The 25,319-nt window shown below is 67.4% G+C and carries 17 protein-coding genes and 1 pseudogene; 13 read left to right on the top strand and 5 right to left on the bottom strand.

All coding sequences use genetic code 11. From position 1 onward, the window contains the following. Window positions 1-166: 166 nt before the first annotated feature. A pseudogene (locus ACTIGN_RS02160) lies at window positions 167-487 on the bottom strand (ankyrin repeat domain-containing protein); the annotation flags it as partial. A gap of 359 nt (window positions 488-846) precedes the next feature. On the opposite strand from ACTIGN_RS02160, the gene ACTIGN_RS02155 reads away from it, so the two are divergent. From ACTIGN_RS02155 to fusA, 9 genes are all read left to right on the top strand, one after another. Then, window positions 847-2,148: a PQQ-binding-like beta-propeller repeat protein gene (locus tag ACTIGN_RS02155; protein WP_439620876.1), complete on the top strand. Its 1,302-nt coding sequence runs from the start codon at window positions 847-849 to the stop codon at window positions 2,146-2,148. Between the two features lie 379 nt (window positions 2,149-2,527). Then, a complete protein-coding gene (gene rplA, locus ACTIGN_RS02150; protein ID WP_439620874.1) occupies window positions 2,528-3,415 on the top strand; it encodes a 50S ribosomal protein L1 in 888 nt (295 codons plus the stop codon). 131 nt (window positions 3,416-3,546) lie between these two features. Then, window positions 3,547-4,095 carry a 50S ribosomal protein L10 gene (rplJ, locus tag ACTIGN_RS02145; protein WP_439620872.1) on the top strand — a complete coding sequence of 183 codons (549 nt, stop codon included), beginning with the start codon at window positions 3,547-3,549 and terminating at the stop codon, window positions 4,093-4,095. A 132-nt stretch (window positions 4,096-4,227) separates the two neighbouring features. Next, window positions 4,228-4,620: a 50S ribosomal protein L7/L12 gene (gene rplL / locus ACTIGN_RS02140; RefSeq protein ID WP_439620871.1), complete on the top strand. Its 393-nt coding sequence runs from the start codon at window positions 4,228-4,230 to the stop codon at window positions 4,618-4,620. 592 nt (window positions 4,621-5,212) lie between these two features. Beyond that, on the top strand, window positions 5,213-8,959 hold the full coding sequence (gene rpoB / locus ACTIGN_RS02135; RefSeq protein WP_439620869.1) for a DNA-directed RNA polymerase subunit beta: 3,747 nt from the start codon (window positions 5,213-5,215) through the stop codon (window positions 8,957-8,959). Between the two features lie 124 nt (window positions 8,960-9,083). Continuing rightward, window positions 9,084-13,634 carry a DNA-directed RNA polymerase subunit beta' gene (locus tag ACTIGN_RS02130; RefSeq protein WP_439620868.1) on the top strand — a complete coding sequence of 1,517 codons (4,551 nt, stop codon included), beginning with the start codon at window positions 9,084-9,086 and terminating at the stop codon, window positions 13,632-13,634. 183 nt (window positions 13,635-13,817) lie between these two features. Then, entirely contained in the window at window positions 13,818-14,192 is a 375-nt protein-coding gene (gene rpsL / locus ACTIGN_RS02125) for a 30S ribosomal protein S12 (RefSeq protein ID WP_144947693.1), read from the top strand. A 134-nt stretch (window positions 14,193-14,326) separates the two neighbouring features. Further along, window positions 14,327-14,803, top strand: coding sequence for a 30S ribosomal protein S7 (rpsG, locus tag ACTIGN_RS02120; protein ID WP_439620866.1), 477 nt, complete (start codon window positions 14,327-14,329; stop codon window positions 14,801-14,803). Between the two features lie 135 nt (window positions 14,804-14,938). Further along, window positions 14,939-17,068: an elongation factor G gene (fusA, locus tag ACTIGN_RS02115; RefSeq protein ID WP_439620865.1), complete on the top strand. Its 2,130-nt coding sequence runs from the start codon at window positions 14,939-14,941 to the stop codon at window positions 17,066-17,068. A gap of 304 nt (window positions 17,069-17,372) precedes the next feature. On the opposite strand, the gene ACTIGN_RS02110 is transcribed toward fusA, so the two are convergent. Further along, window positions 17,373-18,110, bottom strand: a complete 738-nt coding sequence (locus ACTIGN_RS02110; RefSeq protein WP_439620864.1) for a class I SAM-dependent DNA methyltransferase — start codon at window positions 18,108-18,110, stop codon at window positions 17,373-17,375. Window positions 18,111-18,225: 115 nt separating this feature from the next. Here ACTIGN_RS02110 and ACTIGN_RS02105 point away from each other — a divergent pair, with 115 nt between their 5' ends. Genes ACTIGN_RS02105 through ACTIGN_RS02095 form a run of 3 tightly spaced genes read left to right on the top strand, consistent with a single transcriptional unit; the run spans window position 18,226 to window position 21,493 of the window. Next, a complete protein-coding gene (locus ACTIGN_RS02105; RefSeq protein WP_439620862.1) occupies window positions 18,226-19,566 on the top strand; it encodes an enolase C-terminal domain-like protein in 1,341 nt (446 codons plus the stop codon). A gap of 60 nt (window positions 19,567-19,626) precedes the next feature. Continuing rightward, window positions 19,627-20,895 (top strand): radical SAM/SPASM domain-containing protein, encoded by a 1,269-nt coding sequence (locus tag ACTIGN_RS02100; protein ID WP_439620861.1) that lies wholly within the window; start codon window positions 19,627-19,629, stop codon window positions 20,893-20,895. 1 nt (window position 20,896) lies between these two features. Continuing rightward, window positions 20,897-21,493: a phosphoesterase gene (locus ACTIGN_RS02095; protein ID WP_439620859.1), complete on the top strand. Its 597-nt coding sequence runs from the start codon at window positions 20,897-20,899 to the stop codon at window positions 21,491-21,493. Here the strand turns inward: ACTIGN_RS02095 and ACTIGN_RS02090 are convergent. From ACTIGN_RS02090 to ACTIGN_RS02080, 3 genes are all read right to left on the bottom strand, one after another. Continuing rightward, window positions 21,490-22,179: a hypothetical protein gene (locus ACTIGN_RS02090; protein ID WP_439620857.1), complete on the bottom strand. Its 690-nt coding sequence runs from the start codon at window positions 22,177-22,179 to the stop codon at window positions 21,490-21,492. The two genes, ACTIGN_RS02095 and ACTIGN_RS02090, sit on opposite strands and share 4 nt — an antisense overlap. 102 nt (window positions 22,180-22,281) lie before the next feature. After that, entirely contained in the window at window positions 22,282-23,160 is an 879-nt protein-coding gene (murB, locus tag ACTIGN_RS02085; RefSeq protein WP_439620856.1) for a UDP-N-acetylmuramate dehydrogenase, read from the bottom strand. Between the two features lie 114 nt (window positions 23,161-23,274). Beyond that, the gene (locus ACTIGN_RS02080; protein ID WP_439620854.1) at window positions 23,275-24,516 is read right to left on the bottom strand and encodes an outer membrane protein assembly factor BamB family protein; all 1,242 of its coding nucleotides are present in this window, start codon (window positions 24,514-24,516) and stop codon (window positions 23,275-23,277) included. A 165-nt stretch (window positions 24,517-24,681) separates the two neighbouring features. Here ACTIGN_RS02080 and ACTIGN_RS02075 point away from each other — a divergent pair, with 165 nt between their 5' ends. Next, the gene (locus ACTIGN_RS02075) at window positions 24,682-25,197 is read left to right on the top strand and encodes a HEAT repeat domain-containing protein (RefSeq protein ID WP_439620853.1); all 516 of its coding nucleotides are present in this window, start codon (window positions 24,682-24,684) and stop codon (window positions 25,195-25,197) included. Window positions 25,198-25,319: the final 122 nt, after the last annotated feature.

Below are 25,319 nucleotides of genomic sequence, written 5' to 3'. Positions count from 1 at the left end.
CCGAGCGCCGAGCGAGGGTTCACGTTGACCCTCGCTCGGCGCTCGGGCTCGGACCGACACGAACCCAACAGATCCGGTATCAATCGGGCTTCTTCGGCGGGTCGGTCTTTTCGGCCGGCTTCTTGAGGAACGGCACCGGCTTCAGGTCCAGCTTCTTCACCGTCTGGAGGTAGTCGAGCACCTTGGCCGAGCGGTCGCCGCCGACCTGCGCGTGGAAGTGGAGCGTGAACCCGTGCGGCCCCTTCGCGTCGATGAGCTTCGGCTGGAGCGTCAGGAACGCCCGCACCGCTTCGAGTTGGCCCATCATCGCGGCGCAGAAGATGTCGATCCGCGCCCCGCGTTCGAGGAGGAACTCGACGATGTCGTGCCGGCCCATGTGCGACGCCGCGCCGAGGGCGCTTTCCCAGTCGCCGGCCCCCCAGTTCATCGTTGCGTGCAGCAACCCCGGCTCCCGCTCGAGGAGCTTCTTCGTCATGTCGAGGTCCATGTGCGCAAAGACGACGAAGTCCTGCACGAGGAGGCGGTTGATCTGCGGGTTCTTCCAGCTCGGGTTGAACCCCGGCGGCGGGTAGTCGCGGGTGAACGGCGCTTCGGCCGGGACGCGGTGCGGCATCGGGGCCACGTCGGGCGTGTCGGCCGCGAGCGCCTCGCGGCCCAACACGACGCTGGCGGTGAACGCGGCGAACGAGCGGCGGTCGATGGGGTCTGGCATCGGTGGTGCTCCGGGGCGGGCGTCGTGCCTCCCATAATACCCGCGGTCCGGGGGATTGCGAGGCGCTGCCGCCTTCCCCTGCCCCGCGGCGTTGGGTACGCTTGCGGGATACCGCGCACCCCAACGGACCCGCAATGACCCCCACCCGACTCGCCCTCGCGCTGTGCCTGCTGGCCGGAGCCGCGGCCGCAGCCGCCGACTGGCCCACGATCCTCGGCCCGACCCACGACGGTGCCTCGCCGGAGAAGGGGATCGTTGCCCCGTGGCCGAAAGAGGGGCTGAAGAAGCTCTGGGCGTGCAAGCTCGGCATCGGGTACGCGCCGCCCGTGGTCGCCAACGGGAAGCTCTACCACTTCGACCGGTTCGACGACGCCTGCCGCACCACTTGCCGCGACGCCGCGACCGGCAAGGAACTGTGGACGCACGAGTTCCCCACCGCCTACGAGGACCGGTACGGGTACGAGCCCGGCCCCCGCGCGTGCCCCGTCGTGGACGGCGACCGCGTGTACGTCTACGGCCCCGACGGCTTGCTCGTCTGCCTCAGGGCCGACGACGGGAAGGAGGTGTGGCGGCTCGACACGAAGGCGAAGTACCACTTCCACCAGAACTTCTTCGGCGTCGGCAGCGTGCCGGTGGTGGACGGCGACCTGCTCATCGTCGCCGTGGGCGGCAGCGAGAAGGGGCCGCGGCCGGTCGACTTCCGGCAGGTGAAGCCCAACGGCACCGCGTTCGTGGGGCTCGACAAGAAGACCGGCACCGTGAAGTACGAGGCCGGCGACGAACTCGCGAGCTACGCCAGCCCGACGATCGCCACCGTCGACGGCAAGAAGACCGCCCTGTACTTCGGCCGCGGCGGGCTGACCGGGTTCGACCCCCAGACCGGCAAGCAACTGTTCCGCGAGCCGTGGCGGGCGAAGATCGAGGAGAGCGTGAACGCAGCTAACCCCGTCGTGGTCGGCGACCAGATCCTGCTGACCGAGTGCTACGGCCCGGGTGCGGTGCTGATCGAGGTGAAGGGCGGGAACGTCAAAGAGGTGTGGACCGACGCCGCCAAGGACCGCGACGAGAAGGCGCTCCAGTGCCACTGGAACACACCGGTCCACCTCAACGGGTTCGTCTACGGGAGCAGCGGCCGGCACACCGAGGACGCCGAGCTGCGGTGCGTCGAGTTGAAGTCCGGCAACGTGAAGTGGGCGAAGCGGAAGACGACGCGCTGCACGTTCCTCGCGGTGGACAACCACCTCGTGAGCCTCTCCGAGTACGGGATGCTGTCGCTCATCAAGCCGAACCCGGAGAAGTACGACGAGGTCTCGAAGTACGAGGTGCCCGAACTGGAGTACCCGTGCTGGGCCCCGCCGGTGCTGAGCAACGGGATCATGTACGTCCGCGGCAAGGGGAAGCTGCTGGCGCTGGAGCTGATCCCGCAGCGGAAGTGAACGTGCAATCCAGATCGAAGCGATGGCACGCGGATGACGCGGATGAAAGGCAGGATGAAGAGGATCAGAGATAGGTCGTTCTGTGGACCGGGTCTTGTCTGATCCGTCTGGAATCCGGCATTGATCCGCGTCACCCGCGTGCCATCGCTTCTATTGCTGGCGAACTCCGGTCGCTGACGCACACGATTTGCCAAAAGACCCCCCTCCCCGCACCGCGGTGTCAAGCGAAATTTCGGGCACCCCTGTTGCCAGGGGCGGGCTCGCGTTATAAACGATATCTTCTCACGCACCGCCGCACGCGCTTTGTCACCACGAAGCCACCGCAGCGGGAGGGGTCGTAGCCGAAACACCGGCGAACCCCGCTACCGAGAGGAACGAAATGGCGAATGAACAGCCCGACGCAGCCGCGGCTCCGGAGCCGACGGCCGCAGCCGCCGCCCCCACCGCGACCCTACCCGCTGCAGCCGCAGCCGCAGACGCCAAGCCGGCCGCCGAGCCTGCGGGCAAGCCCGCCGCCGAGGCCGCACTCCCGACCGCGAAGCGGACCAAGAAGCCGGGCGTCCCGCCCCGCCGCGGCAAGAAGCTCCGCAACCACCTCCGCAACGTGGAGAAGAAGCTCCGCGAGACCGGCACGGTGCCGCTGCGGCAGGCCGTCGCGGAACTCAAGAAGCTCAAGCGGGTCAAGTTCGACGAGACCGTCGAGGTCCACATCAACCTCGGCATCGACGTCACCCAGTCCGACCAGATGGTCCGCGGCGCGATCCCGCTGCCGCACGGCATCGGCAAGAGCGTCCGCGTGGCCGTGTTCGCCCAGGGCGACAACGCCGCCAAGGCGAAGGCCGCCGGGGCCGACATCGTCGGGGCCGCCGACCTCGTCGAGAAGATCCAGAAGGAAGGGTTCCTCGAGTTCGACGTGGTCATCGCCACCCAGGACATGATGGCGATGGTGTCCCGGCTCGGTAAGGTGCTCGGCCCCCGCGGCCTGATGCCCACCCCGAAGGCCGGCACCGTGGTCCCCGCCTCGGGCAACCTCGACGCCGCGGTCCGCGAGTTCAAGGCCGGCAAGGTCGAGTACCGGTCCGACAAGACCGGGCAGATCCACGCGGGCGTCGGCAAGATGAGCTTCGACGAGCAGAAGCTCGTCGAGAACATCAACGTCTTCGTCGAGCAGGTCCGCAACGCCAAGCCGTCGGGCGTGAAGGGCAACTTCATCAACGGGGTGGTGCTCTCCGCCACCATGTCCCCCGGCATCCGGATTTCCTTCTAACTGCAAGTGGACAGTGGGACGTGAGCAGTGGGACGTGCAACCCCCGCTGCTCCACCTGCGGTCCCCGGCACGAGGTGCCGCTGGTGTCTTGACTGCACACCGCCCACTACACACTGAACACTGGCGCAGCAATGAGCAAGAAGATCAAAGAGCTGGAGCTGAACACCCTCCGCGACACCTTCAAGGGCGTCCGGGACATGGTCCTGCTGGAGCCGCTGAAGCTCGACTCGGCCACCGAGTACGAGTTCCGCAAGAAGCTCCGCGAGAAGAAGATCCGCGTCAAGCTCGTGAAGAACACTCTTGTCAAGAAGGTGTTCACCGAGAACGGCGTCGCCGTCGAGACCGGCAGCGGCCCGACCCTGCTGGCCTGGGGCGGCGAGAGCGTCAAGGAGCTCGCTCTTGCCGTCAGGGGCCTGATCAAGGATCTGAAGAAGGACCCCAAGGCCCCGGACAAGTTCAAGATCAAGACGGCGGTGTCCGAGGGCACGCCCGTCACCATCGAACAGGCCGAGAAGATCCCGACCCGCATCGAGGCGATCGGCTCGCTGGTCTCCGCGATCCTCGCGCCGGGCTCGGCCATCGCCGGTGCCCTGGTCGGTCCGGCCAACAACCTCGCCGGCATCCTCAAGGCGATCGAGGAGAAGACCGGCGACGCCGCTCCGGCCCCCGCCGCGAGCTGAGTCGAACCTGTGGGTTGATTGAGCTGTCACAACATCCAAGCCCCTAGACAGCGGTCTGTGGGCGTTCTTAACCGGGCTATTACGCTTCCGCCGGGCCGCTTCACCCGGCAGCTTTACAAAAGGAATACTCCCATGGCGAGCATTGCTGAACTCGGCGACCAGATCGCCGCCCTGACCATTGCACAGGCCGTCGAACTGAAGAACCTGCTCAAGGAAAAGTACGGCATCGAGCCGGCCGCCGGCGCGGCCGCCGCTGCTCCGGTCGCCGCCGCTGCTGCCGCGGCGCCGGTGGAGGCCCCGACCGAGTTCAACGTGATCCTCGAAGGCGGCTTCGACGCGGCCAAGAAGGTCGGCATCATCAAGGTCGTCCGCGAGTTGACCGGCCAGGGCCTGGCCGAGGCCAAGGCGACCGTCGAGTCCGCCCCGAAGTCGATCAAGGAAAACGTCGACAAGAAGATCGCCGAGGACCTCAAGAAGAAGCTCGAGGACGCCGGCGCGAAGGTCACCGTCAAGCCGGCCGGCTGAGTGGCCGTGTGAACGAGCCGAGCCCACCCGTCGAACGGGTGGGCTCGTGCTGCTCTATCGTGCAAAAAAAATGCCCGGGTGGGTAGATTTACCCAATCCACTCGAATACGATAAACACGTATCGGTCAAGCGGACCGGCTTTTTCGGCCCCGTATCCACCTCCTCTGGCCAGGGGAGCGGTCAACGGGGCCATCCGCGTAGCCAGTGGTGACAATGCGCGCGACCCACTTGCCCGGATGTGCCTTACCCTCTCGAATCCACACCATGCCCTTGCTTGTGGGAACATTCAGTCCGGGGTTCGCCCGCCCGAGCGGTGAACCCGACGGGCGGTCGTCGGTGTCCTTGACTCGCGCGTCGCGCGCGCCGGGGGCCCCCCCCGTGTCCGCCGCGATCACTCGTCGTTACAGCGTTCAATAACCACCCCCGCGTTCCGACGCAAGGTCCGCTGCCAAGGGGGCAGCGGACGCGCGCCGGCTTCGCCGATTTCCGGACGGTTCAAGGTTCAGGGCTCATTGTTCAAAGTTGAATCCGCCGTCCTCAACTTTGAACAATGAACTTCCGACTTTGAACTGCCTTGGGAGGAGCAACCCCGATGCCCATCCCGGCACAGCGGATCATTGTCCCCACGACCGAGCGCAACTTCGGCCGCTTCGGCGACGCCGTCGAGGTCCCGGACCTCACGGAGGTCCAGACGCGGTCCTACGACCGGTTCCTCCAGCTCGACGTCCACTGGGACAAGCGGACCCCGACCGGCCTCGAAGGGGTGATGAAGGAAATCTTCCCCATCGAGAGCTACGACAAGAAGATCGCGCTGGAGTACATCAAGTACGACCTCGGCAAGCCCCGGTACGACCCGGACGAGTGCCGCCAGCTCCGCCTCACCTACGGCCGCCCGTTCCGCGTGTGGCTCCGCCTCCGCAAGAGCGATGGTACCGCCGTCGAGGAGGAAGTCTATCTCGGTGACATGCCGATCATGATCGGCGGCGGCGAGTTCATCATCAACGGGGCCGAGCGGGTCGTCGTCTCCCAGCTCCACCGCTCCCCGGGCGTGGACTTCGTCGTCACCCGCGAGGCCGACAAGGACCTCCACTCCTGCCGCATCATCCCAGAACGCGGGAGCTGGATCGAGATCAACTGCACCAAGAAGGACACCCTCGGGGTCCGCATCGACCAGAGCGGCAAGTTCTCGGCCCTGACGCTGCTCCGGGCCATGGACCCGATGTACTCGACCACGGCGAACATCCTCAAGGAGTTCCTGCCGATCGAGCACGTCAAGTTCGGCAAGGACCCGGCCGCGCTGCGGGCCCGGCTGGTCGGCGACGTCGAGGCCGGCGTCATGCCGATGATCGCCGCCGACGACGTCATCGACCCGGAGACGGGCGAGGTGTACCTCGACGCGGGCAAGCCGTTCACGGCCGACAAGGCCGACAAGGCGATCCTCGCCAACATCAACGAGCTGGCCGTCATCTCGTACCCCAAGGACCCGATCGTCCTCAACTCGCTGAACGAGGACGGCACCGACTCGCACGAGGCGGCGCTGCTCAAGATCTACCAGCGGCTCCGGCCGGGCAACCCGGCGCAGCTCGAAAAGGCCCGCGAGCTGTTCAAGGAGAAGTTCCAGGACGCCAACCGGTACCGGCTCGGCCGCGTCGGCCGGTTCCGCATCAACCGGAAGTTCGACCAGGCCGTCGCCGAGACGGAGATGACCCTTCGGAGCGTGGACTTCGTCAACTCGATGAAGTACCTGCTCGACCTGCGGGCGCACAAGGGCGGCGTGGACGACATCGACCACCTGGGCAACCGCCGGCTCCGCACCATCGACGAGCTCGCCGCCGACGAGCTCCGCAAGGGGTTCCTCAAGCTCCGCCGCACCGTGCAGGAGCGCATGGCGATCCGCGACCAGCAGGACATGAGCCCGCGGACCCTCATCAACCCGAAGTCGGTCTCGGCCGCGATCGAGTACTTCTTCGGCCGGTCGGAGCTGTCGCAGGTCGTGGACCAGACGAACCCGCTCGCCCAGCTCACGCACGAGCGGCGGCTGTCGGCCCTCGGGCCGGGCGGGTTGAACCGGAAGCGGGCCGGGTTCGAGGTGCGCGACGTCCACATCTCGCACTACGGCCGCATCTGCCCGATCGAGACCCCCGAGGGCACGAACATCGGGCTCATCTCGTCGCTCTCGATCTACGCCGAGATCGACGAGTACGGGTTCCTCACGACGCCGTACAAGAAGGTCAAGAACAAGAAGCTGACCGACGACGTGGTGCGGCTCCGGGCCGACGAGGAGTCGCAGGCGGCGCTGGTGCCGGCCGACATCCCGACCGAGGGCGACAAGATCTCGGTGGACCGCGTGAACGGCCGGCTGGCCGGCGACCTGCAGCTCATCCTCTCGGACCGGGTCGAGTACATCGACGTGTCGCCCAAGCAGATGGTCGGCGTGTCCGCGGGGCTGATCCCGTTCCTCGAGCACGACGACGCGAACCGCGCGCTCATGGGCTCGAACATGCAGCGGCAGGCCGTGCCGCTGCTGATCCCCGAGCCGGCGCTCGTCTGCACCGGCCTGGAGGTCGAGGTCGCCAAGCACTCCGGGATGCTCGTCCGCGCCCAGGAGGACGGCACCGTCGTGTACGTGGACGCCGAGCGGATCAAGCTCGAGGAGAAGGACAAGATCGTCCGCGAGTACGTCCTGCGGAAGTACCACGGGCTCAACGAGCGGACGTGCCTGAACCAGAAGCCGATCGTCCGCATGGGCGAGAAGGTGAAGAAGGGCCAGGTCATGGCCGACGGGGCCGCGACCCGCGGGGGCGAGCTGGCCCTCGGGCGGAACGTGCTCGTCGGGTTCATGTCGTGGGAGGGGTACAACTTCGAAGACGCGATCATCATCAGCGAGCGGCTGGTGAAGAACGACACGTACACCTCGATCCACATCGAGGAGTTCGACATCGAGATCCGCGAGACGAAGCTCGGCAAGGAGGAGTTCACCCGCGACATCCCGAACGTCTCGCCCAAGGCGCTGTCGAACCTCGACGAGCGGGGCGTGGTCCAACTGGGCACGTACGTCCGCCCCGGCGACATCCTGGTCGGCAAGGTGTCGCCCAAGTCGCGGTCGGAGCTGACGCCCGAAGAGAAGCTGCTGCACGCGATCTTCGGCCGGGCCGGCGAGGACGTGAAGAACGACTCGCTCGAGGTGCCGTCGGGCGTCGAGGGCATCGTCATCGCCGCGCACCGGTTCAGCCGCCGGGCGAGCATGACCGAGGACGAGAAGAAGGAGATCGCGCGGCAGGAGAAGGAGATCAACGAGACGTACTCGGAGAAGATCGCGGGCCAGTTCCGCGAGTTCATCGAGGCCCTAGGCGAGGTGCTCGACAAGAAGGAGCTGAAGGACCCGAACACCGGCAAGCAGCTCGGCAGCGACAAGGACGACAAGGTCGTCACCGAGCAGGCCAAGGTGTTCAAGCTCGAGAACCTCGACGTCCGCAGCCCGGACCACCAGAAGAAGGCCCAGAAGATCTACAACCGGCACTGGGAGCGGCTCCAGTTCTTCATCGACGAGCAGGACCGGAAGCTCAACTCGCTCAAGCGGGGCGACGAGCTGCCCAGCGGCGTCCAGCAGATGGTCAAGGTGTACGTCGCGACCAAGCGCGTCATCTCGGTCGGCGACAAGATGGCCGGCCGGCACGGGAACAAGGGCGTGATCTCGAAGGTGCTCCCCGAGGAGGACATGCCGTACCTCAAGGACGGCACCCCGGTGGACATCCTCCTGAACCCGCTCGGCGTGCCGAGCCGCATGAACGTGGGCCAGATCCTCGAGACGCACCTCGGGTACGCGGCCGCGAAGCTCGGGTTCAAGGCCGTCACCCCGGTGTTCGACGGGGCGACCGAGGAAGAGATCCGGGCCTCGCTCAAGGAGGCCGGGTACTCGGAGACGGGCAAGAGCGTGCTGTACGACGGGCGGACCGGCGAGGCGTTCGACCAGCCGGTCACGGTCGGGTACATCTACATGCTCAAGCTGCACCACCTCGTCGACGACAAGGTCCACGCCCGGGCCACGGGGCCGTACTCGCTCATCACCCAGCAGCCGCTGGGCGGCAAGGCGCGGTTCGGCGGCCAGCGGTTCGGCGAGATGGAAGTGTGGGCCCTCGAGGCGTACGGCGCCGCCTACATCCTCCAGGAGCTGCTCACCGTGAAGTCCGACGACGTCGAGGGCCGCACGAAGATCTACGAGAGCATGGTCAAGGGCGAGAACACGCTGGAGGCCGGCACCCCCGCCAGCTTCGACGTGCTCACGCACGAGATCCGCGGCCTCGGGCTCAACATGTGCCTGGAAAAGAAGCGGGTCTGAGGCCCGCCGGCGGGCCACGGGGGCGAGCCCCGTGGCGCCTGAAGTGAAGACAACGACCACGGGGCAAGCCCCGTGGCTCGCTCATCCCACGAACACCACTCCTGTCCACACCGGGGAGTTTCATATGTCCAGCGCACCGCCTGTTGTCAAAACCGCCGACGCCGCCGGCGAGTCGAACTCGTACGAGCGGATCAACGACTTCGGGGCCGTCCGGATCTCGCTGGCCAGCCCCCAGGACATCCGCTCGTGGTCCCACGGCGAGGTCAAGAAGCCGGAGACCATCAACTACCGCACGTACCGCCCCGAGAAGGACGGCCTGTTCTGCGAGCGGATCTTCGGGCCGGAGAAGGACTGGGAGTGCACCTGCGGCAAGTACCGCGGGATGAAGTACAAGGGCATGGTGTGCGACCGTTGCGGGGTGAAGGTCACGCACAGCCGCGTCCGCCGCAAGCGCATGGGCCACATCGAGCTGGCCGCCCCGGTCGTCCACATCTGGTTCTTCAAGGCGATGCCGAGCCGCCTCGGCACCCTGCTGGACATGAAGACGACCAACCTGGAAAAGATCATCTACTTCCAGGACTACGTCGTCGTCGACGCGGGCGAGCTGGGCAAGGGCGAGAAGCCCATCCTGAAGGAGCGGGAGATCCTGACCGAGGACCGGTACAAGGAGATGCGGCAGCTGCACGGCGACGTGTTCGAAGTGGACATGGGCGCCGAGGCCATCAAGAAGCTGCTGGAGAAGCTGAACCTCACGGACCTGGCGAAGGAGCTGCGGGCGCGGCTCGAGAAGGAAATGGCCCGGGGCGACAAGGCCAGCAAGCAGCGGCTCAAGGAGCTGGTGAAGCGGCTCAAGACCGTCGAGTCGCTCCGCGACAGCTCGAACAAGTGCGAGTACATGGTGCTGGAGTGCATCCCGGTGATCCCGCCGGACCTCCGCCCGCTCGTGCTCCTCGACAGCGGCAACTTCGCGACCAGCGACCTGAACGACCTGTACCGCCGGATCATCAACCGGAACAACCGGCTGAAGAAGCTGGTGGACCTGAACGCGCCCGAGGTCATCATCCGCAACGAGAAGCGGATGCTCCAGCAGTCGGTGGACGCGCTGTTCGACAACAACCGGTGCAAGCGGCCGGTGCTGGGGTCGAGCAACCGCCCGCTCAAGTCGCTGACCGACATGATCAAGGGCAAGCAGGGCCGGTTCCGCGAGAACCTGCTCGGCAAGCGGGTCGACTACTCGGCCCGGTCCGTCATCGTCGTCGGCCCGGAGCTGAAGCTGCACCAGTGCGGGCTGCCGAAGAAGATCGCGCTGGAACTGTTCCAGCCGTTCATCATCCGCCGGCTCAAGGAGCTCCAGCACGCCGACACGATCAAGTCGGCGAAGAAGATGCTGGAGCGCAAGGACGACGTGGTCTGGGACATCCTCGAGGAGGTGACCAAGAGCCACCCGGTGATGCTGAACCGGGCCCCGACGCTGCACCGGATGGGCATCCAGGCGTTCGAGCCGGTGCTCATCGAGGGCAACGCGATCCGGATCCACCCGCTCGTGTGCAAGGGGTTCAACGCCGACTTCGACGGCGACCAGATGGCCGTCCACCTGCCGCTCTCGATCGAGGCGCAGGTCGAGGCGACCGTCCTGATGATGTCGACCAACAACATCTTCAGCCCGGCCAACGGGAACCCGATCATCACGCCGTCGCAGGACATCGTGATGGGGTGCTACTACCTCACGGCCGCCCGGGGCACCGAGGACGAGGCCGTCGAGGCCGGCGACGGGATGAAGTTCCACAACCCCGGCGAGCTGTTCCGGGCGTTCGCCGAGCACAAGCTCGGGCTCCACGCGAAGGTGTGGGTGCGGCTCCCGCAGGGGTACGTCGAGGTCACCGACGCGGGCGACACGAAGCTCACCGTCGGGGCGCTCGTCACGCAGGAGGCGTTCTTCGCCGAGGAGGCGAAGGTCCGCGAGAACAACGCCAAGCGGGGCGCGGCCAAGCTGAAGCTCCCGCACGGGAACAAGTTCCCCAAGAAGGTCGTCAGCGAGGTCAAGGACGAGAAGGGCACCGCCCGGGCCGAGGAGCTGCCCCGGAAGCCGAGCGGCCTCGTCCGCACGACCGTCGGCCGCGTGATCTTCAACGACATCTTGCACCCGAAGATGGCGTTCTACGACCTCGCGCTCAGCTCGAAGTACCTGAGCCGCATCATCGCCGACTGCTACCAGCTCCTCGGCCGCCGCGAGACGATCGCGCTGCTGGACCGGATGAAGGAAACGGGGTTCCGGCAGGCGACGCGCAGCGGCCTGTCGTTCGCCGCGAGCGACCTGCGGACCCCCGAGAACAAGGAGGGGGTGCTCAGGGAGAAGGACAAGGAGGTCGAGAAGGTCCGCAAGCAGTTCGAGCGCGGCATCATCACCGAGGTCGAGCGCTACAACAAGGTGATCGACACGTGGATGGAAGCCCGTGACATGATCACCAAGAAGATGATGACCGACCTCGCCAACGACCGCCGCGAGGACCAGGTGACGAAGAAGGTGGTGCCGTACCTGAACCCGATTTACCTGATGGCCCACTCGGGCGCGCGGGGCGGCATCGAGCAGATCCGCCAGCTCGCCGGCATGCGTGGGCTGATGGCGAAGCCGAGCGGGGCGATCATCGAGACGCCCATCAAGAGTAACTTCCGCGAGGGGCTGACGGTGCTGGAGTACTTCTCCAGCACGCACGGGGCCCGTAAGGGCCTGGCCGACACCGCGCTGAAGACGGCCGACTCGGGGTACCTCACCCGCAAGCTGGCCGACGTGGCCCAGAACGTCGTCATCACCATGCACGACTGCGGCACCACCCGCGGGATGAGCAAGGGCGTGATGTACAAGGGCGAGGAGATCGACCGCTCGCTGGCCGACTCGATCCGCGGCCGCGTGTCCCGGGAGACCATCAAGAACCCGACGACCCGCGACGTGATCGTCGAGGAGAACCAGATGATCGACCCGTTCCGGGCCAAGGAACTGGAGAAGGCCGGGTTCGACAAGATCATGGTCCGCAGCCCGATGACGTGCGACGCCTCCCTGGGCGTGTGCCGCCTGTGCTACGGCATGGACCTGGCCACGGGGGCGCTGGTGGAGGACGGCATGGCCGTCGGCATCATCGCGGCCCAGTCGATCGGCGAGCCCGGCACCCAGCTCACGATGCGGACGTTCCACATCGGCGGCGTGGCCAGCAAGGGCGCGGCGGCCGACAGCGAGCACAAGACGAAGAAGGGCGGCATCGTCCAGTTCGAGCGGATCCGCGTCGTCAACAACGACGAGGGCCGGAGCATCGCGCTGGCCCCGCGGACCGGCGAGCTGCTCATCGTCCGCGGCAAGGACGGCCCGGTGCTCGAGCGGTTCGGGGTGCCCAACGGGGCCGAGGTGCTCGTCGCCGAGGGCCAGGAGGTCGCCACCGGGGCGGCCCTGGTGAAGTGGGACCCGCACTCGATGCCGATCGTCACCGAGGAGGGCGGGACGATCAAGTACCAGGACATCAAGGAGGGCGTCACGCTCCGCAAGGACAAGGACACCGCCACCGGCATCGAGCGGCGGACCATCATGGAGCACAAGGGCGACCTGCACCCGGTCATCCAGGTGCTCGGCGACAAGGGCGTGGTCCTGAAGTGGTACCCGATCCCGGAGCGGGCCAACATCCAGGTGACCGAGGGCCAGAAGGTCGGCCCCGGCACCCTGCTCGCCAAGACGCCCCGCGAGGTGTCGCAGCAGCAGGACATCACCGGCGGCCTGCCCCGGGTCACCGAGCTGTTCGAGGCCCGGCGGCCCCGGAACCCGGCGGTCATGGCCGAGATCGACGGCAAGGTCCGCATCGGCGACAAGAAGCGGGGCAAGAAGCTCGTCTACGTGGTCCCCGAGACCGACGACGGCAAGCCCACCGGGGACCCGGACCGCGAGCACCAGGTGCCCGGGGCCGCGCACATGCGGGTCCACGCGGGCGAGTACGTCAAGGCCGGCGACGCGCTGGTCCACGGCCCGCTCGTGCCGCACGACATCCTGAAGATTAAGGGGGCCGACGCGGTCCAGGAGTACATGTGCCGCGAGGTCCAGGCGGTGTACCGCTCCCAGCGCGTGGACATCGACGACAAGCACATCGAGATCATCGTGTCGCAGATGCTCCGCAAGGTGAAGGTCACCGACACCGGCGACACGGGGCTGCTCCCGGGCGCGGTCATGGACCAGTTCGCGTTCAACGAGGTGAACCGCCGCACGACCGACGAGTGCGTCAAGATCGTGGACCCGGGCGACTCGCCGTTCGAGGCCGGCAAGGTGGTCAGCCGGGAGGCGTTCGAGGAGGTCCGCGCCGGGCTCGAAAAGGGCAGCGGCAAGAAGCGGCTCCCGACGTGCGTGCCCCCCGAGCCGGCCAGCAACGAGATCCAGTTGCTCGGGATCACCAAGGCCGCCGTGCAGTCCGACAGCTTCATCAGCGCCGCGAGCTTCCAGGAGACCACGAAGGTGCTCACGGAAGCGGCCCTCGCGAGCAAGGTCGACTACCTGGTGGGCCTCAAGGAGAACGTGATCCTCGGGCACCTGATCCCGGCGGGCACGGGCTTCAAGACGCACCAGGAGTCGGAGGTGAAGATCAACCTGACCGGGGCCGAGTACCGGTACGGGCAGCCCGAGGCGGCGGCCGCCGCGGAGTGAGTTTCGACCTGGGGGCGGGGGACGCGGGTCCCCCGCTCGGCACGGGCGAGGCGGTAACCGGGGGACCCGCGTCCCCCGCTCGCCAAAAACCGTACCAACCCCCTTCCCGCTTTTTCGTGAACCGCTAACATACCGCTTCCCGTCCGGCGACCCGCGCCGGCGGCCGAGCCAGGATGTCGACGAATGCCGACGATTAACCAGTTGATCAAGTCGCCCCGGGTGCCGCAGCGGTCGAAGTCGAAGCACCCGGCCATGCAGGGGTGCCCGCAGAAGCGCGGCGTCTGCACGGTCGTCAAGACGATGACCCCGAAGAAGCCGAACTCGGCGCTGCGGAAGGTGGCCCGCGTCCGCCTCTCGACGGGCGTCGAGGTGACCGCGTACATCCCGGGCGAGGGGCACAACCTCCAGGAGCACTCGATCGTGCTCGTCCGCGGCGGCCGCGTCCGCGACCTCCCGGGCGTCCGGTACCACATCGTCCGCGGCGTCCTCGACTGCCAGGGCGTCGGCGACCGCAAGCAGGCCCGCTCCAAGTACGGGGCGAAGAAGGAAGGCAAGTAACCGGGAGCGGGTTCCGCGTTTCGCGTCGACCGCGTCAAGTGGACCGGGCCACGAGAGTGCCCGGAGCCACGGACCGCTCGGCCCGGAGCACGCTGAAACTCGAAACGTTAAACTCGAAACTCGAAACGAAGACCATGGGTTCCAAAAACCGCACCGCCTCGTACACGAAGCTCGCGCCGGACACCCGGTACGGCTCGCTCCTCCTGAGCAAGTTCACCAACTGCCTCATGTACGACGGCAAGAAGTCCGTCGCCACGCGGGTCGTGTACGACGCGCTGGACCAGATCAAGAAGCGGATGCCGGACGCCGACCCGATCGCGGTGTTCACCGACGCGCTGAACAACATCAAGCCCAGCCTCGAGGTCCGGTCCCGCCGCGTCGGCGGTGCGAACTACCAGGTCCCGATGCAGGTGAAGCCCAAGCGGGCCGAGAGCCTCGCGATCCGGTGGCTCCTCGCCGCGATCCGCTCGAAGGCCGGCCGCCCGACCTACCTCCGCCTCGCCGAGGAACTCATGGCCGCGTTCCAGCGCCAGGGCGAGGCCATGGCCAAGCGCGAGCAGACCATCAAGATGGCCGAGGCCAACAAGGCGTTCAGCCACTTCGCGTGGTGACTTGAGAACCGGGTAGTCGGAAGTGGTCAGTGGGCGGTGCCGAACCCGGCACCGCCCACTGGCCTCTTTTCGTTTCGTGAACCCGCTTTGGTAAACTGACCACTCACCACCGTCCACTGTCCACTTGGTGTTCCGATGGCCAAGGCGAAATCGACGTTCGACCTCCCCCGGGTCCGCAACCTCGGCGTGATCGCGCACATCGACGCCGGCAAGACCACGACCACGGAGCACCTGCTCTACTACGCCGGGGCCATGCACAAGCTCGGCGGCGTGGACGACGGCAACACCGTCACCGACTACGACCAGGAGGAGCAGGAGCGGGGCATCACCATCTACTCGGCGTGCGTGCCGTTCGAGTGGGCCGGGTACACCATCAACCTCATCGACACCCCGGGCCACGTCGACTTCACGGCCGAGGTCGAGCGGAGCCTGCGGGTGCTCGACGGCGCGGTCGTTGTGTTCGACGGCCAGAAGGGGGTCGAGGCGCAGTCCGAGACGGTGTGGCGGCAGGCGAACAAGTACGGCGTCCCGCGGCTCGTGTTCGTCAACAAGATGGACGTCGTCGGGGCCAACTTCGCCAAGACGCTGGAGACGGTCCGCGCCCGGCTCACGCCGAACTTCGAGGACCACGGGCGGCCGGTGCCGATCGTCACCCCGATCGGCTCGGGCGGCGAGGCCGACAGCCGCGCGCCGTTCCGCGGGGTCATCGACCTCGTGACGATGCGGGCCAAGTTCTTCGACGCGGGCGACCTGGGCAGGACCGTCCGCGACGCCGACATCCCCGAGGAGCACCTCGACGAGGCCCAGGAGTACCGCGAGAAGCTGTTCGACGTGCTCACGCTCCACGACCCGCAGGACCTCATCTCCACGGCGGTGCTGGAGGGCCAGGAGCCGGACCCCGCCAAGGTCCGCCAACTCATCCGCGAGCAGTGCCTGGCCGGCAAGATCTTCCCCGTGCTGTCCGGGTCCGGCCGCGAGCACATCGGCATTCAACCGCTGCTCGACGCGGTGACGTACTACCTCCCGAGCCCGCTCGACCGCCCGCCCGTCGTCGGCACCGACCCGAAGGGCCGGAGCAAGGAGCTGACGCGGAAGCCGGACCCGAAGGAGCCGTTCTGCGCCCTGGTGTTCAAGGCCGCGTGGCACCCGAGCGGGAACCGGTTCTTCCTCCGCGTTTACTCGGGCGTGCTGAAGCCGAACATGCGGGCGCTGAACCCCGGCAAGGACGTCAAGGAGAACATCTCCAAGCCGTTCCACGTCCACGCCGACCCGGCCCGCGGGCTGGAGGAGGTCGCCGAGGGGCCGGCCGGCGACATCGTGTGCGTGGTCGGGCTCAAGGACACCGGGACCGGCGACACGCTGTGCGAGACGGCGCACCCGATCCTGCTCGAAACGATCTCGTTCGCCGAGGCCGTGGTGAGCCAGTCCATCGAGCCGGACAGCGGCGGCGACCGCGACAAGCTCGGCCTCGCGCTGGAGGTGCTGCAACTCGAGGACCCGACGTTCAAGGTGAAGGCCGACAAGGACACCGGCCAGACGCTGATGAGCGGCATGGGCACGCTGCACCTGGAGGTGAAGAAGCACCGCCTCGAGCGCGACTTCCGGCTCAAGGTGCGGGTCGGCAAGCCGAACGTGAGCTACCGCGAGATGCTGAAGGCCCCGCGGCAGGTCGAGATCAAGCTCGACAAGCTCGGCGACAAGCCGGCGTTCGCGGAACTGAAGGTGTCGTTCACGAACTTCAAGAGCGAGAAGCCGGTCGGCGTGTTCAACGTGGTGAACACCGACGAGAACCCGGTGCCGGTGGCGTTCATGGCGGCCGCCGAGCGGGCGCTCAGCGACGCGCTCCAGACCGGCGAACTCGGCTACCCGATGATGAACGCGCAGGCCCGCATCACCGACGCCAAGTTCGACCCGGTGCTGTCGAGCGAGGACTCGTTCGTTGCGGCCGCGATCCGCGCGTACCGTGAGGCGACGGAGGGAAACGTGCAGTTGCTCGAACCCCTGATGAAGGTGACGGTGACGACCCCGGGGGCGTTCCTGGGCAGTGTCATGGGCGACCTGACGAAGCGCCGCGGGCAGATCGAGTCGCAGGACTCCGGCCAGGGCGACATGATGGAGGTGATCGCGCTGGTGCCGCTGGCGAACCTGTTCACCTACGCGAACGAGGTGCGGAGCCTGAGCCAGGGCCGGGCCGCGATGAGCATGGAACCGCACAGCTACCAACCCGCCCCCGACGAGGTGCTGCGACAACTGCGGGGAGAATAGCCCAATCACGCGGCTTCGCGGATTGGGGTCTCGTACCTGGAAAAGGATAGGCAGCGATCCGCTCACAAGTCAGGGCCTGACTCGACGAGCAATTGCGCTCACATCAAAGTGCTGAAATGGCGACTTCTCGTATAACTTTGTATTTGTTCCGGACCTCAAATCACCTCCTCTGCCGCGTGAATTTTGTCGCAAGTCACCAGCCATCAATACTTTAACATTTGTCCAACGTAGTTTCTTCCGGACAGGTAACATGGTTCCGGAGATGGGGTGTGCAGGTCGTCCGGAATCATTTTCACGGCTGACCTCAACGCGGTCGCTCGCTGAGTACCAACCACCCGTAAACGCGCGTGCTGGTCGCGGGTCGGCCGTCGTCGCCGGTCGCGAACACGTCACGTACCGCGAATCCCGCGGCTTCCAGCAGTCCGAGAACCTCACGCTGCGTGAAGTGGTGCAGCGTCAGCGGCGCGCCGCCGTAGGCCTGTGACATCGTGATGTCACCCGCCGAGGTGCTGCCGACGAGCGTCTTCCAGCGCTGGGCGAGCACTCGCGTCCGGCCGAGGCGGTGGAAGAACCGATTGTGGGCGTGCAGTACGAACCGACCGCCGGGCTTGAGCAAGCGGAAGGCGTTTGCGACCACCTTCGCCCGGTTCTCGGCCCCGCGGACCATGCCGAGCGTGCTGAACAGGCACGCGGCGTAGTCGAAGCTCGCGGCCGGCAGTTCGGCGAGGTCGACGAGGTTCGCCTTCACCCACTCGACGCGCGCCCCGCTCTCGCGGGCTCTCGCGAGCATCTCATCGGATAGATCAACGCCGACGCAGTCGTACCCCTTGCCCGCGAAGTGGGCGCACAGCCGCCCGGTGCCGCACCCCAGGTCCACGAGCCGGCCGGGCGTGGGGAACGCGCGCTCGCAGAACGCGACGTCGGCCCCTGCGAGCGGCGACGCCCGCATCTGCTCGTCGTACCCCGCGACCATGTCGGCGGCGTGCAGGTAGTCCCAGAGGCCGCGGTCCACGCCTTGGGGGAGTTGCCAGTCGGGAATCATCGGGGGAGATTGGGGGATTGGAGATTGGAGGTGGGAGATTGGGCAACTGCGCATACCCTATCGGCGTGCCGGCGGCTGCCAATCCCCACTTTCCTATCCCCCAATTCCCGGTTCCATGCGTTCCACCGACGTAACGATTCGCGACCTGTCGGTCGGTTACGACCACTACCGCTACCGCACGCCGATCAAGTTCGGCGGCGTAGCGCTGGACCGCGTCACCCTGCTGAACGTCCGCATGGTCGTGGAGGACGCCCAGGGGAAGCGGGGCGACGGGTTCGGGTCGATGCCTCTCGGGAACGTGTGGGCGTGGCCGTCGCGGTCGCTCGACTACACCACCACGCTCACCGCGATGCAGAGCTTCGCGGCCGGGACGGCGGCGCTGTACCTCGCGTGCAAGCAGAGCGGGCACCCGATCGACATCACGCACACCCTCGAACCGGTCGTCCTGGCACACGTCCCGGGTGGCGCGCCGGTCGAGCCGATGCCGGCGCTCGCCAAACTCGTCGTCGCGTCGGCGTTCGACGCCGCGCTGCACGACGCCTACGGCAAGTTGCACAGCCGGAACTGTTTCTCCTCCTACGGCCCCGAGTTCCTCGAACACGACCTCGGCCACTACCTCGGGGCGGAGTTCGCCGGGGACCGCCTCGACCGCTACGTCACGGCGGAACCGAAGGCGACGATGCCGCTGTACCACCTCGTCGGGGCTCTGGACCCGATTACCCGGCCGGAGGTCGCAGCGGCGATCGGCGACGGGTTGCCCGAATCCCTCGACGAGTGGATCGCACGCGACGGGTTGACGCACCTCAAGATCAAACTGAACGGCGACGACCTCGACTGGGACGTTCACCGCGTCGTCCACATCGACAAGGTCGCGTCAGAAGCACTGCGGCTGCGAGCAGGCTCCGGGCTGTGGTACTCGCTCGACTTCAACGAGCGGTGCCAGAACGTCGCGTACCTGCTGGAGTTCCTGCGGCGGGTGAAGGACCGCACGCCGACCGGGTACGACCGAATCCAGTACGTCGAGCAGCCGACGGCCCGCGACCTGAAGGCGAACCCCGCGAACCGGATGCACGAGGCCGCGAAGCTCAAGCCGGTGGTGATCGACGAGTCGCTGCTCGACCTGGAGAGCCTGCTGCTGGCGCGGGAGATGGGCTACACCGGGGTCGCGTTCAAGGCGTGCAAGGGGCAGACTCAGACGCTCCTGCTCGCGGCCGCGGCCCAGAAGTTCGGGCTGTTCCGGTGCGTGCAGGACCTCACCTGCGTCGGCGCGTCGCTCATTCATTCCGCGAGCATCGCGGCGCACGTTCCGGGCGTGGCGGCGATCGAGTCGAACGGGCGGCAGTACTGCCCGGCGGCGAACGCGTCGTGGGACGCGCGGTTCCCGGGGGTGTTCACGATCCGCAACGGCACGATGAACACCGCGGTCCTCAACGGCCCGGGGCTCGGCGCGGTGTGACCGATCGCCCGGCGGCCGGATAAGATAAGCCCGAGCCTCCGCACCCCACCGAGACCCGCCGTGCTGCTCGCAACGCTGAAGCTCGCCCGCCGCGTCATCGTCGAGACCGACAAGCGGCTCCTCTGGAAGCTCGCGTACACAATGGGCGTGAAGGGCGCGCTGTCGGTCCACAAGCACAAGCGGCGGATGCAGCGGGGCGAGTTCTTCCCCCCGTTCCTCTACGTCTCGATCATCAACACCTGCAACCTGCGGTGCCAGGGGTGCTGGGTCGACGTGAGCATGAAGCAGCAGACGATCGCGCCCGAGGCGTTCCACACGCTCGTCCGCGAGGCGAAGCGGATGGGGAACGTGTTCTTCGGCATCGTCGGCGGCGAACCGTTCATGCACCCCCACCTGCTCGACATGCTGGCCGAGCACCCGGACTGCTACTTCCAGATCTTCACGAACGGCCACTTCATCACGCCCGAGCGCGCACGGCGGATGCGGCAACTCGGCAACATTACCCCGCTCATCTCGGTCGAGGGCACGGAGATCGTCAGCGACGAGCGCCGCGGCCGCTCGGGGGTTTTGAGCAAGACCATGCAGGGGCTGCGGAACTGCCTCGACGCGGGCGTGTTCACCGGCGTCTGCACGAGCCTGGCCCGCACGAACATCGACGACACGCTCCGCGAAGAGTGGGTCGACACGCTGATACGCATGGGCGTGCTCTACACCTGGTTCCACGTGTACCGGCCAATGGGGCCGAACCCGAACCCCGAACTGTGCCTCACGCCGGAACAGGCGGTGCGGGCGCGCAAGTTCGTCGTCGAGATGCGGGCGAAGAAGCCGATCGTGATCGTGGACGCCTACCACGACGGCGAGGGCAAGGCGCTGTGCCCCGCCGCGAACGGCATCAGCCACCACATCAACCCGTGGGGCGGGATCGAGCCGTGCCCGATCGTGCAGTTCTCGACCGAGTCGATCCACTCGACCGAGAGCGACCGCCGCTCGCTCAAGGAGAAGTTCACCCGCTCGGCGTTCCTGGCCGACTTCCGCAAGCTCGCCGCGACCACGACTCGCGGGTGCATCGTCCTGGAGCGGCCCGACCTACTGAAGAAACTGGTCGAGGCGCACGGCGCGAAGGACGCGACCGCCCGGCAGACGGCGCTCGCGGAGTTGGGTGCGATGGTGCCGCGGACGTCGCAGTACAACCCGGCGGCCGAGATCCCCGAGAAGAACGTGTTCTACCGGATCGCGAAGCGGCTGTTCTTCAACGACTTCGGAGTGTACGCGGGGCTCGACGCCGAGCACGCGAAGCACTCGGCCCCCGCCGTCCTGAGCGGAAAGTGACATGCCCACGGACGAGCGCGTCCTCGTGATCCCGACCGACCGGTTCCGGGCCGCGGGGTACTTCCACGGCTTCCGCACCGCCGACGCCGCGTACCGGGACGCGATCCTCGACCCCGGCGAGTACTCCTTCCGCCCGCGGTCGCAGGTCGAGACACAGCCCGAGTTCAAGCAACTCATCCCTTACGTCGTGCTGAGGTGCGGAGACGACCTGTTCCATTACCGCCGCGGGTCGAGCGGCACCGAAACGCGGCTCCGGGCGCTGCGGTCGGTCGGCATCGGCGGCCACATCAGCGAGGCCGACGCCCGCGGCGGCGACGATCCCTACCGCACCGGCATGCTCCGCGAACTGCACGAGGAAGTGCGCATCGGCGGTTCATGGACCGACACCTTTCTGGGATTCATCAACGACGACCGCACGCCCGTCGGCAGCGTTCACCTCGGCGTGGTGCATCTGGTTGAGTTGACGAGCCGCGACGTGAGTTCCCGCGAGGACGCACTCGCTGACGCCGGGTTCACGCCGCTCGTGGAACTGGCGGCACGCGTCGACGAGTTCGAGACGTGGTCCCAGTTCGTGCTGGCGGAGTTGAGCCGCGGTTAGCGATCGACGAGGAGCGTCTTCCCGTCCGCGGCGGTGAGCCGCCAGCCGTTCGCGGTCTTCTCGATGCGCCGCGGATCGTGCGACGCGACCAGTTCCACCGCCCGCTTCACGTCGGCGTCGCGCCACACTTGTCCCGCGGCCGGCGGCCGCGTTCGCACGGCGCTTTCCAGTTCGGCCACATTCGCCGCCGCTGCTTCCGCGGGCAGCGCGACGCCACCCGCATCGACAAGGACCGCCCTCCCCTCGCTTCGCACGCGCAGCACCGGGACGCGGAAGCGCAGCTTCACCTGCACGCCGCCGGTGGGAGTAACCGTCACGCCCTCGGCGGCCGCGACCCACGGGTGCGCCGCGAACGCCGCAGTTAGCTTTGCGGTCAGGTCGGGGTCGAGCGACTGGAACGTTTCGGGAAAGTTCGAGACGTACCGCACCTCGGACAGGAACGCGGGCCGGTCGAGGCCGGGCGGCGCGTCGCACGCGATGTCCGCGAAGTGGACGGCGTACCGGTCGCGGTTGCCGATTCCGCGGCGGGCCTCGTCGCCGAGCCGGGCGACGCCCCACCCCACCCCCGCGACGACCGCGAGGGTGAGCCCGACCACCAGCAACCGGCGCGCGGGGCCGGACCGGGGCGGGACGTCCCCCGGTCCGGGCGTCTCGGGCGGCGGCTTCGGCTTGCGCTTCGCGGGCATCCGTCACCCGATGGTGGGCGTCACACTCCGTGTGACGCCACTTCTTTTGTGGACGGCCGCGGAACTGGCGTCACACTCCGTGTGACGCCTACCCTGCCGACCTCACCAGACGTGAAGCTCGCGCTCCAGATCGACCCCGGTGCGCTCGCGGACGCGGGTGCGGACCCGGTCGGCGAGCTGGATGATGTCCGACGCTGTGGTGCCGGGGTGCGCGACGACGTAGTTCGAGTTCCGCTCGCTCAGCTCGGCGTTGTTGACGCGGGCCTTCGTCATCCCGGCGCGGTCGATGAGCGTGGAAGCGGTCTGCGCCGGCGGGTTGCGGAACAGCCGCACGGCGGCCTGGAAACTCAGCGGCTCGGCGGCCTTCCGCAGGATCCACGCCTTCCGCATCCGCTTGAGGATCGCCGCCGCCGGGGCCTTCTCGAGCTCGAACACCACGTTCAGGATCACGGGCTCGTCGATGTCGCTCTGGTGCTCGGAGAAGTTCAGCTCCTCCTGCGTGCGGACCTGCACCTTCCCCGTCTCGGTGAGCACGGTCACCGCCCGCACCCCCTGCCCGATCTCACCGTACCGGTCGCCGACGTTGCACCGCACGCTGCCCCCGACGGTCCCCCGCAGCCCGACGAGGGTTTCGAGACCGGTCAGCCCCTGACGGACCGCGAACGCGATGAGGTCGAAGAGCGGGCCGCCGCCGCCGGCGGTGATGCGCTTGCCGTCCCACTCGATCATGGTGAACGCGGCCGCGGTGAGCTGCACGACCGCACCCGGGACCGGGTCGTCGCGGACGAGCAGGTTGTTCCCGCCGCCCAACATGCGCACCGGCACCTTCTGGGTCTGGCACGCGGTCAGGACGCGGCGGAGCTCGTCCACGTCGCGGGGCTGGACGAGGAACTCGGCCGGCCCGCCGATCCGCAGGTGCGTGTACGGCGCGAGCGGCTCGTTCCGCTTCGTGATCTCAGGGAACTCGTCGGCGAGGGACATGGGGAGCCTCCTTGTAGTCGGGTATATCGGGTACCGGGCCGGTCGGGTATCGGCAGAGGACGCCGACACGTTTCCGCCAGACACCCGACTCCCGGCCCCCGACGACCCGTACCCTCACTTTTTCTCGGCGATGCACCACAGGTGCTTGGCCCCGCGGAGGAAGATCTCGCCGTCGGAGAAGGCCGGGGACGAGAACACTCGCTCGTCGAGCGGGTTCTTCGCCAGGATCTCGAACTCGGCGCTCGCCTTGAGCACGAACGTGACCCCCTCGTCCGAGGTGAAGTAGACGCGACCGTCGGCGGCGACCGCCGAGGCGTGGTGCCCCTTCCCGCTCAGCCGCTCCTTCCAGTGCTGCTTGCCGGTCTTCACGTCCCAGCAGCTCGCGACCCCGCGGTCGTCCACCAGGAACAGCTTGCCGTCGTGCGCCACCGGCGACGGGACGTAGCCACCCTCCTTCTGCTTCGACCACAGGACGTGCGACTTCGTCACGTTCCCGCTCCCGCTGGGGTCGATCGCCATCACCCAGTGCTCGGGGAACCCGGCCGTCATCAGGAGGACGCCGTTGTGGAGAACCATGCTCGACACGAACTGCTCGGTCGGCCCGTTGATGATCCAGTTCTGCTTTCCGGTGTCCGGGTCGTAGCTCGCGACGCACTTACTGCCGGTCAGCACCAACTGCTTCTTGCCCGCGGCGTCGATCACCACCGGCGGACAGTACGACCGCAACTTCGTCGGGCGGTCCGCCCGCCACTTCTCCTCGCCGGTTTTCTTGTCGAACGCGACGATGTACGCCGTGAGCCCCTTCGGGGCGTCCTGGTCGCCGTTGACGATGACGAGATCCTTGTACAGCATCGGCGGGCTACAGAACCCGTGCTGGGAGTGGAACTCGCCCGGGGTCTTCTCCCACACGAGGGTCCCGGCGTGGTCGTAGCAGAACACGCGGAGGTGCGGCTTGTCGAGGAACGTGATGTACACGCGCTCGCCGTCGGCGGCGGGAGTCGAACTCGCCCAACTGTTCTCGTTGTGCTTCTTCTCCAGGTCGGAGACGACCGCGGCCTTCTCCCAAAGGATCTTGCCGGTCGCGCGGTCCACGCAGTACAGGACGCGCTTCTTCTCGGCCTCGACGCACCCGGCGACGAACACCTTCCCCTTGCTGACGACCGGCGACGAGTGCCCGGTTCCTGCCAGTTCGGTCTTCCAGCGGACGTTGTCCTTCGCGGTCCAAGTGAGGGGGAACCCGGTCTCGGCGACGGTGCCGTCGGCCCGGGGGCCGCGCCACCCGGGCCAGTCCTCGGCGGCGGCGAACCCGGCCAAAACGACCCCCAGCGAGACCACCAACGACATTCGCGCGAGCATCGGCGTGTTCTCCGACCCGAGAAGTGCTAGAGTGGTAGGCAGAACAGATTGAACCACATCCGCACCGATCCGGGAACGCGAAAACCGACCGGAGCGTCGAAACGGAACGCGAGCGCTCGCCCTGGGTTCAACCTCGTACCCGTCCCCCCCTCCCGGAGACCGTAAATGGCCGCCACTCGGTTCGTAAGATCCCTCGCCGCCGTTGCTTTGTTCAACGGCGCGTTGTACCTGAGCCTCCCGTCCGAGGCGCTGGCGGGTCCCGAGAAAGACGCGATCCGGTACACGGCGGAGCTGAAGACCGGGAAGGACGCCAAGACCAAGATCAGCGCGCTGCACGAACTCGGCAAGCTCGCGGCGATCATGAAGAGTTACGTCGCGGACGCGCTGCCGGACATCTACAAGAGCCTCGACGACAAGGACGCCGGGATCCGTGCGGCCGCGGCCGAGGCGCTCGGCGCGTGCGACGAGCCGGCCGACAAGGCCGTCCCCGCCCTGACGAAGCTCCTGAAGGACGACAAGGAGGACTCGGTGAAGATCGGTGCGGCCAAGGGCCTCATGTCGATGGGATCGAGTGCCAAGGCCGCCGTCCCGACGCTGCGCGAGTACGCCGCCGACAAGAAGAGCAAGGTCGGCAACGCCGCGCAGGCCGCCCTCAAGGCCATCACCCGCAAGAACCAGTGACCGCCTGACCAATCGCGAGTCGACCGAAGCGGCCGCCCGTTGCAACGGGCGGCCGCCGGCGTTTTGGCACGGGTAGGGATCACATTAGTTGGTAGACGTTCGTTTCATGCGGCCGTGGACCG

The sequence above is a fragment of the Gemmata sp. genome (assembly GCF_051859125.1).
Classification (GTDB): domain Bacteria; phylum Planctomycetota; class Planctomycetia; order Gemmatales; family Gemmataceae; genus Gemmata.
This window is presented reverse-complemented; position numbering and strand designations above follow the sequence as displayed.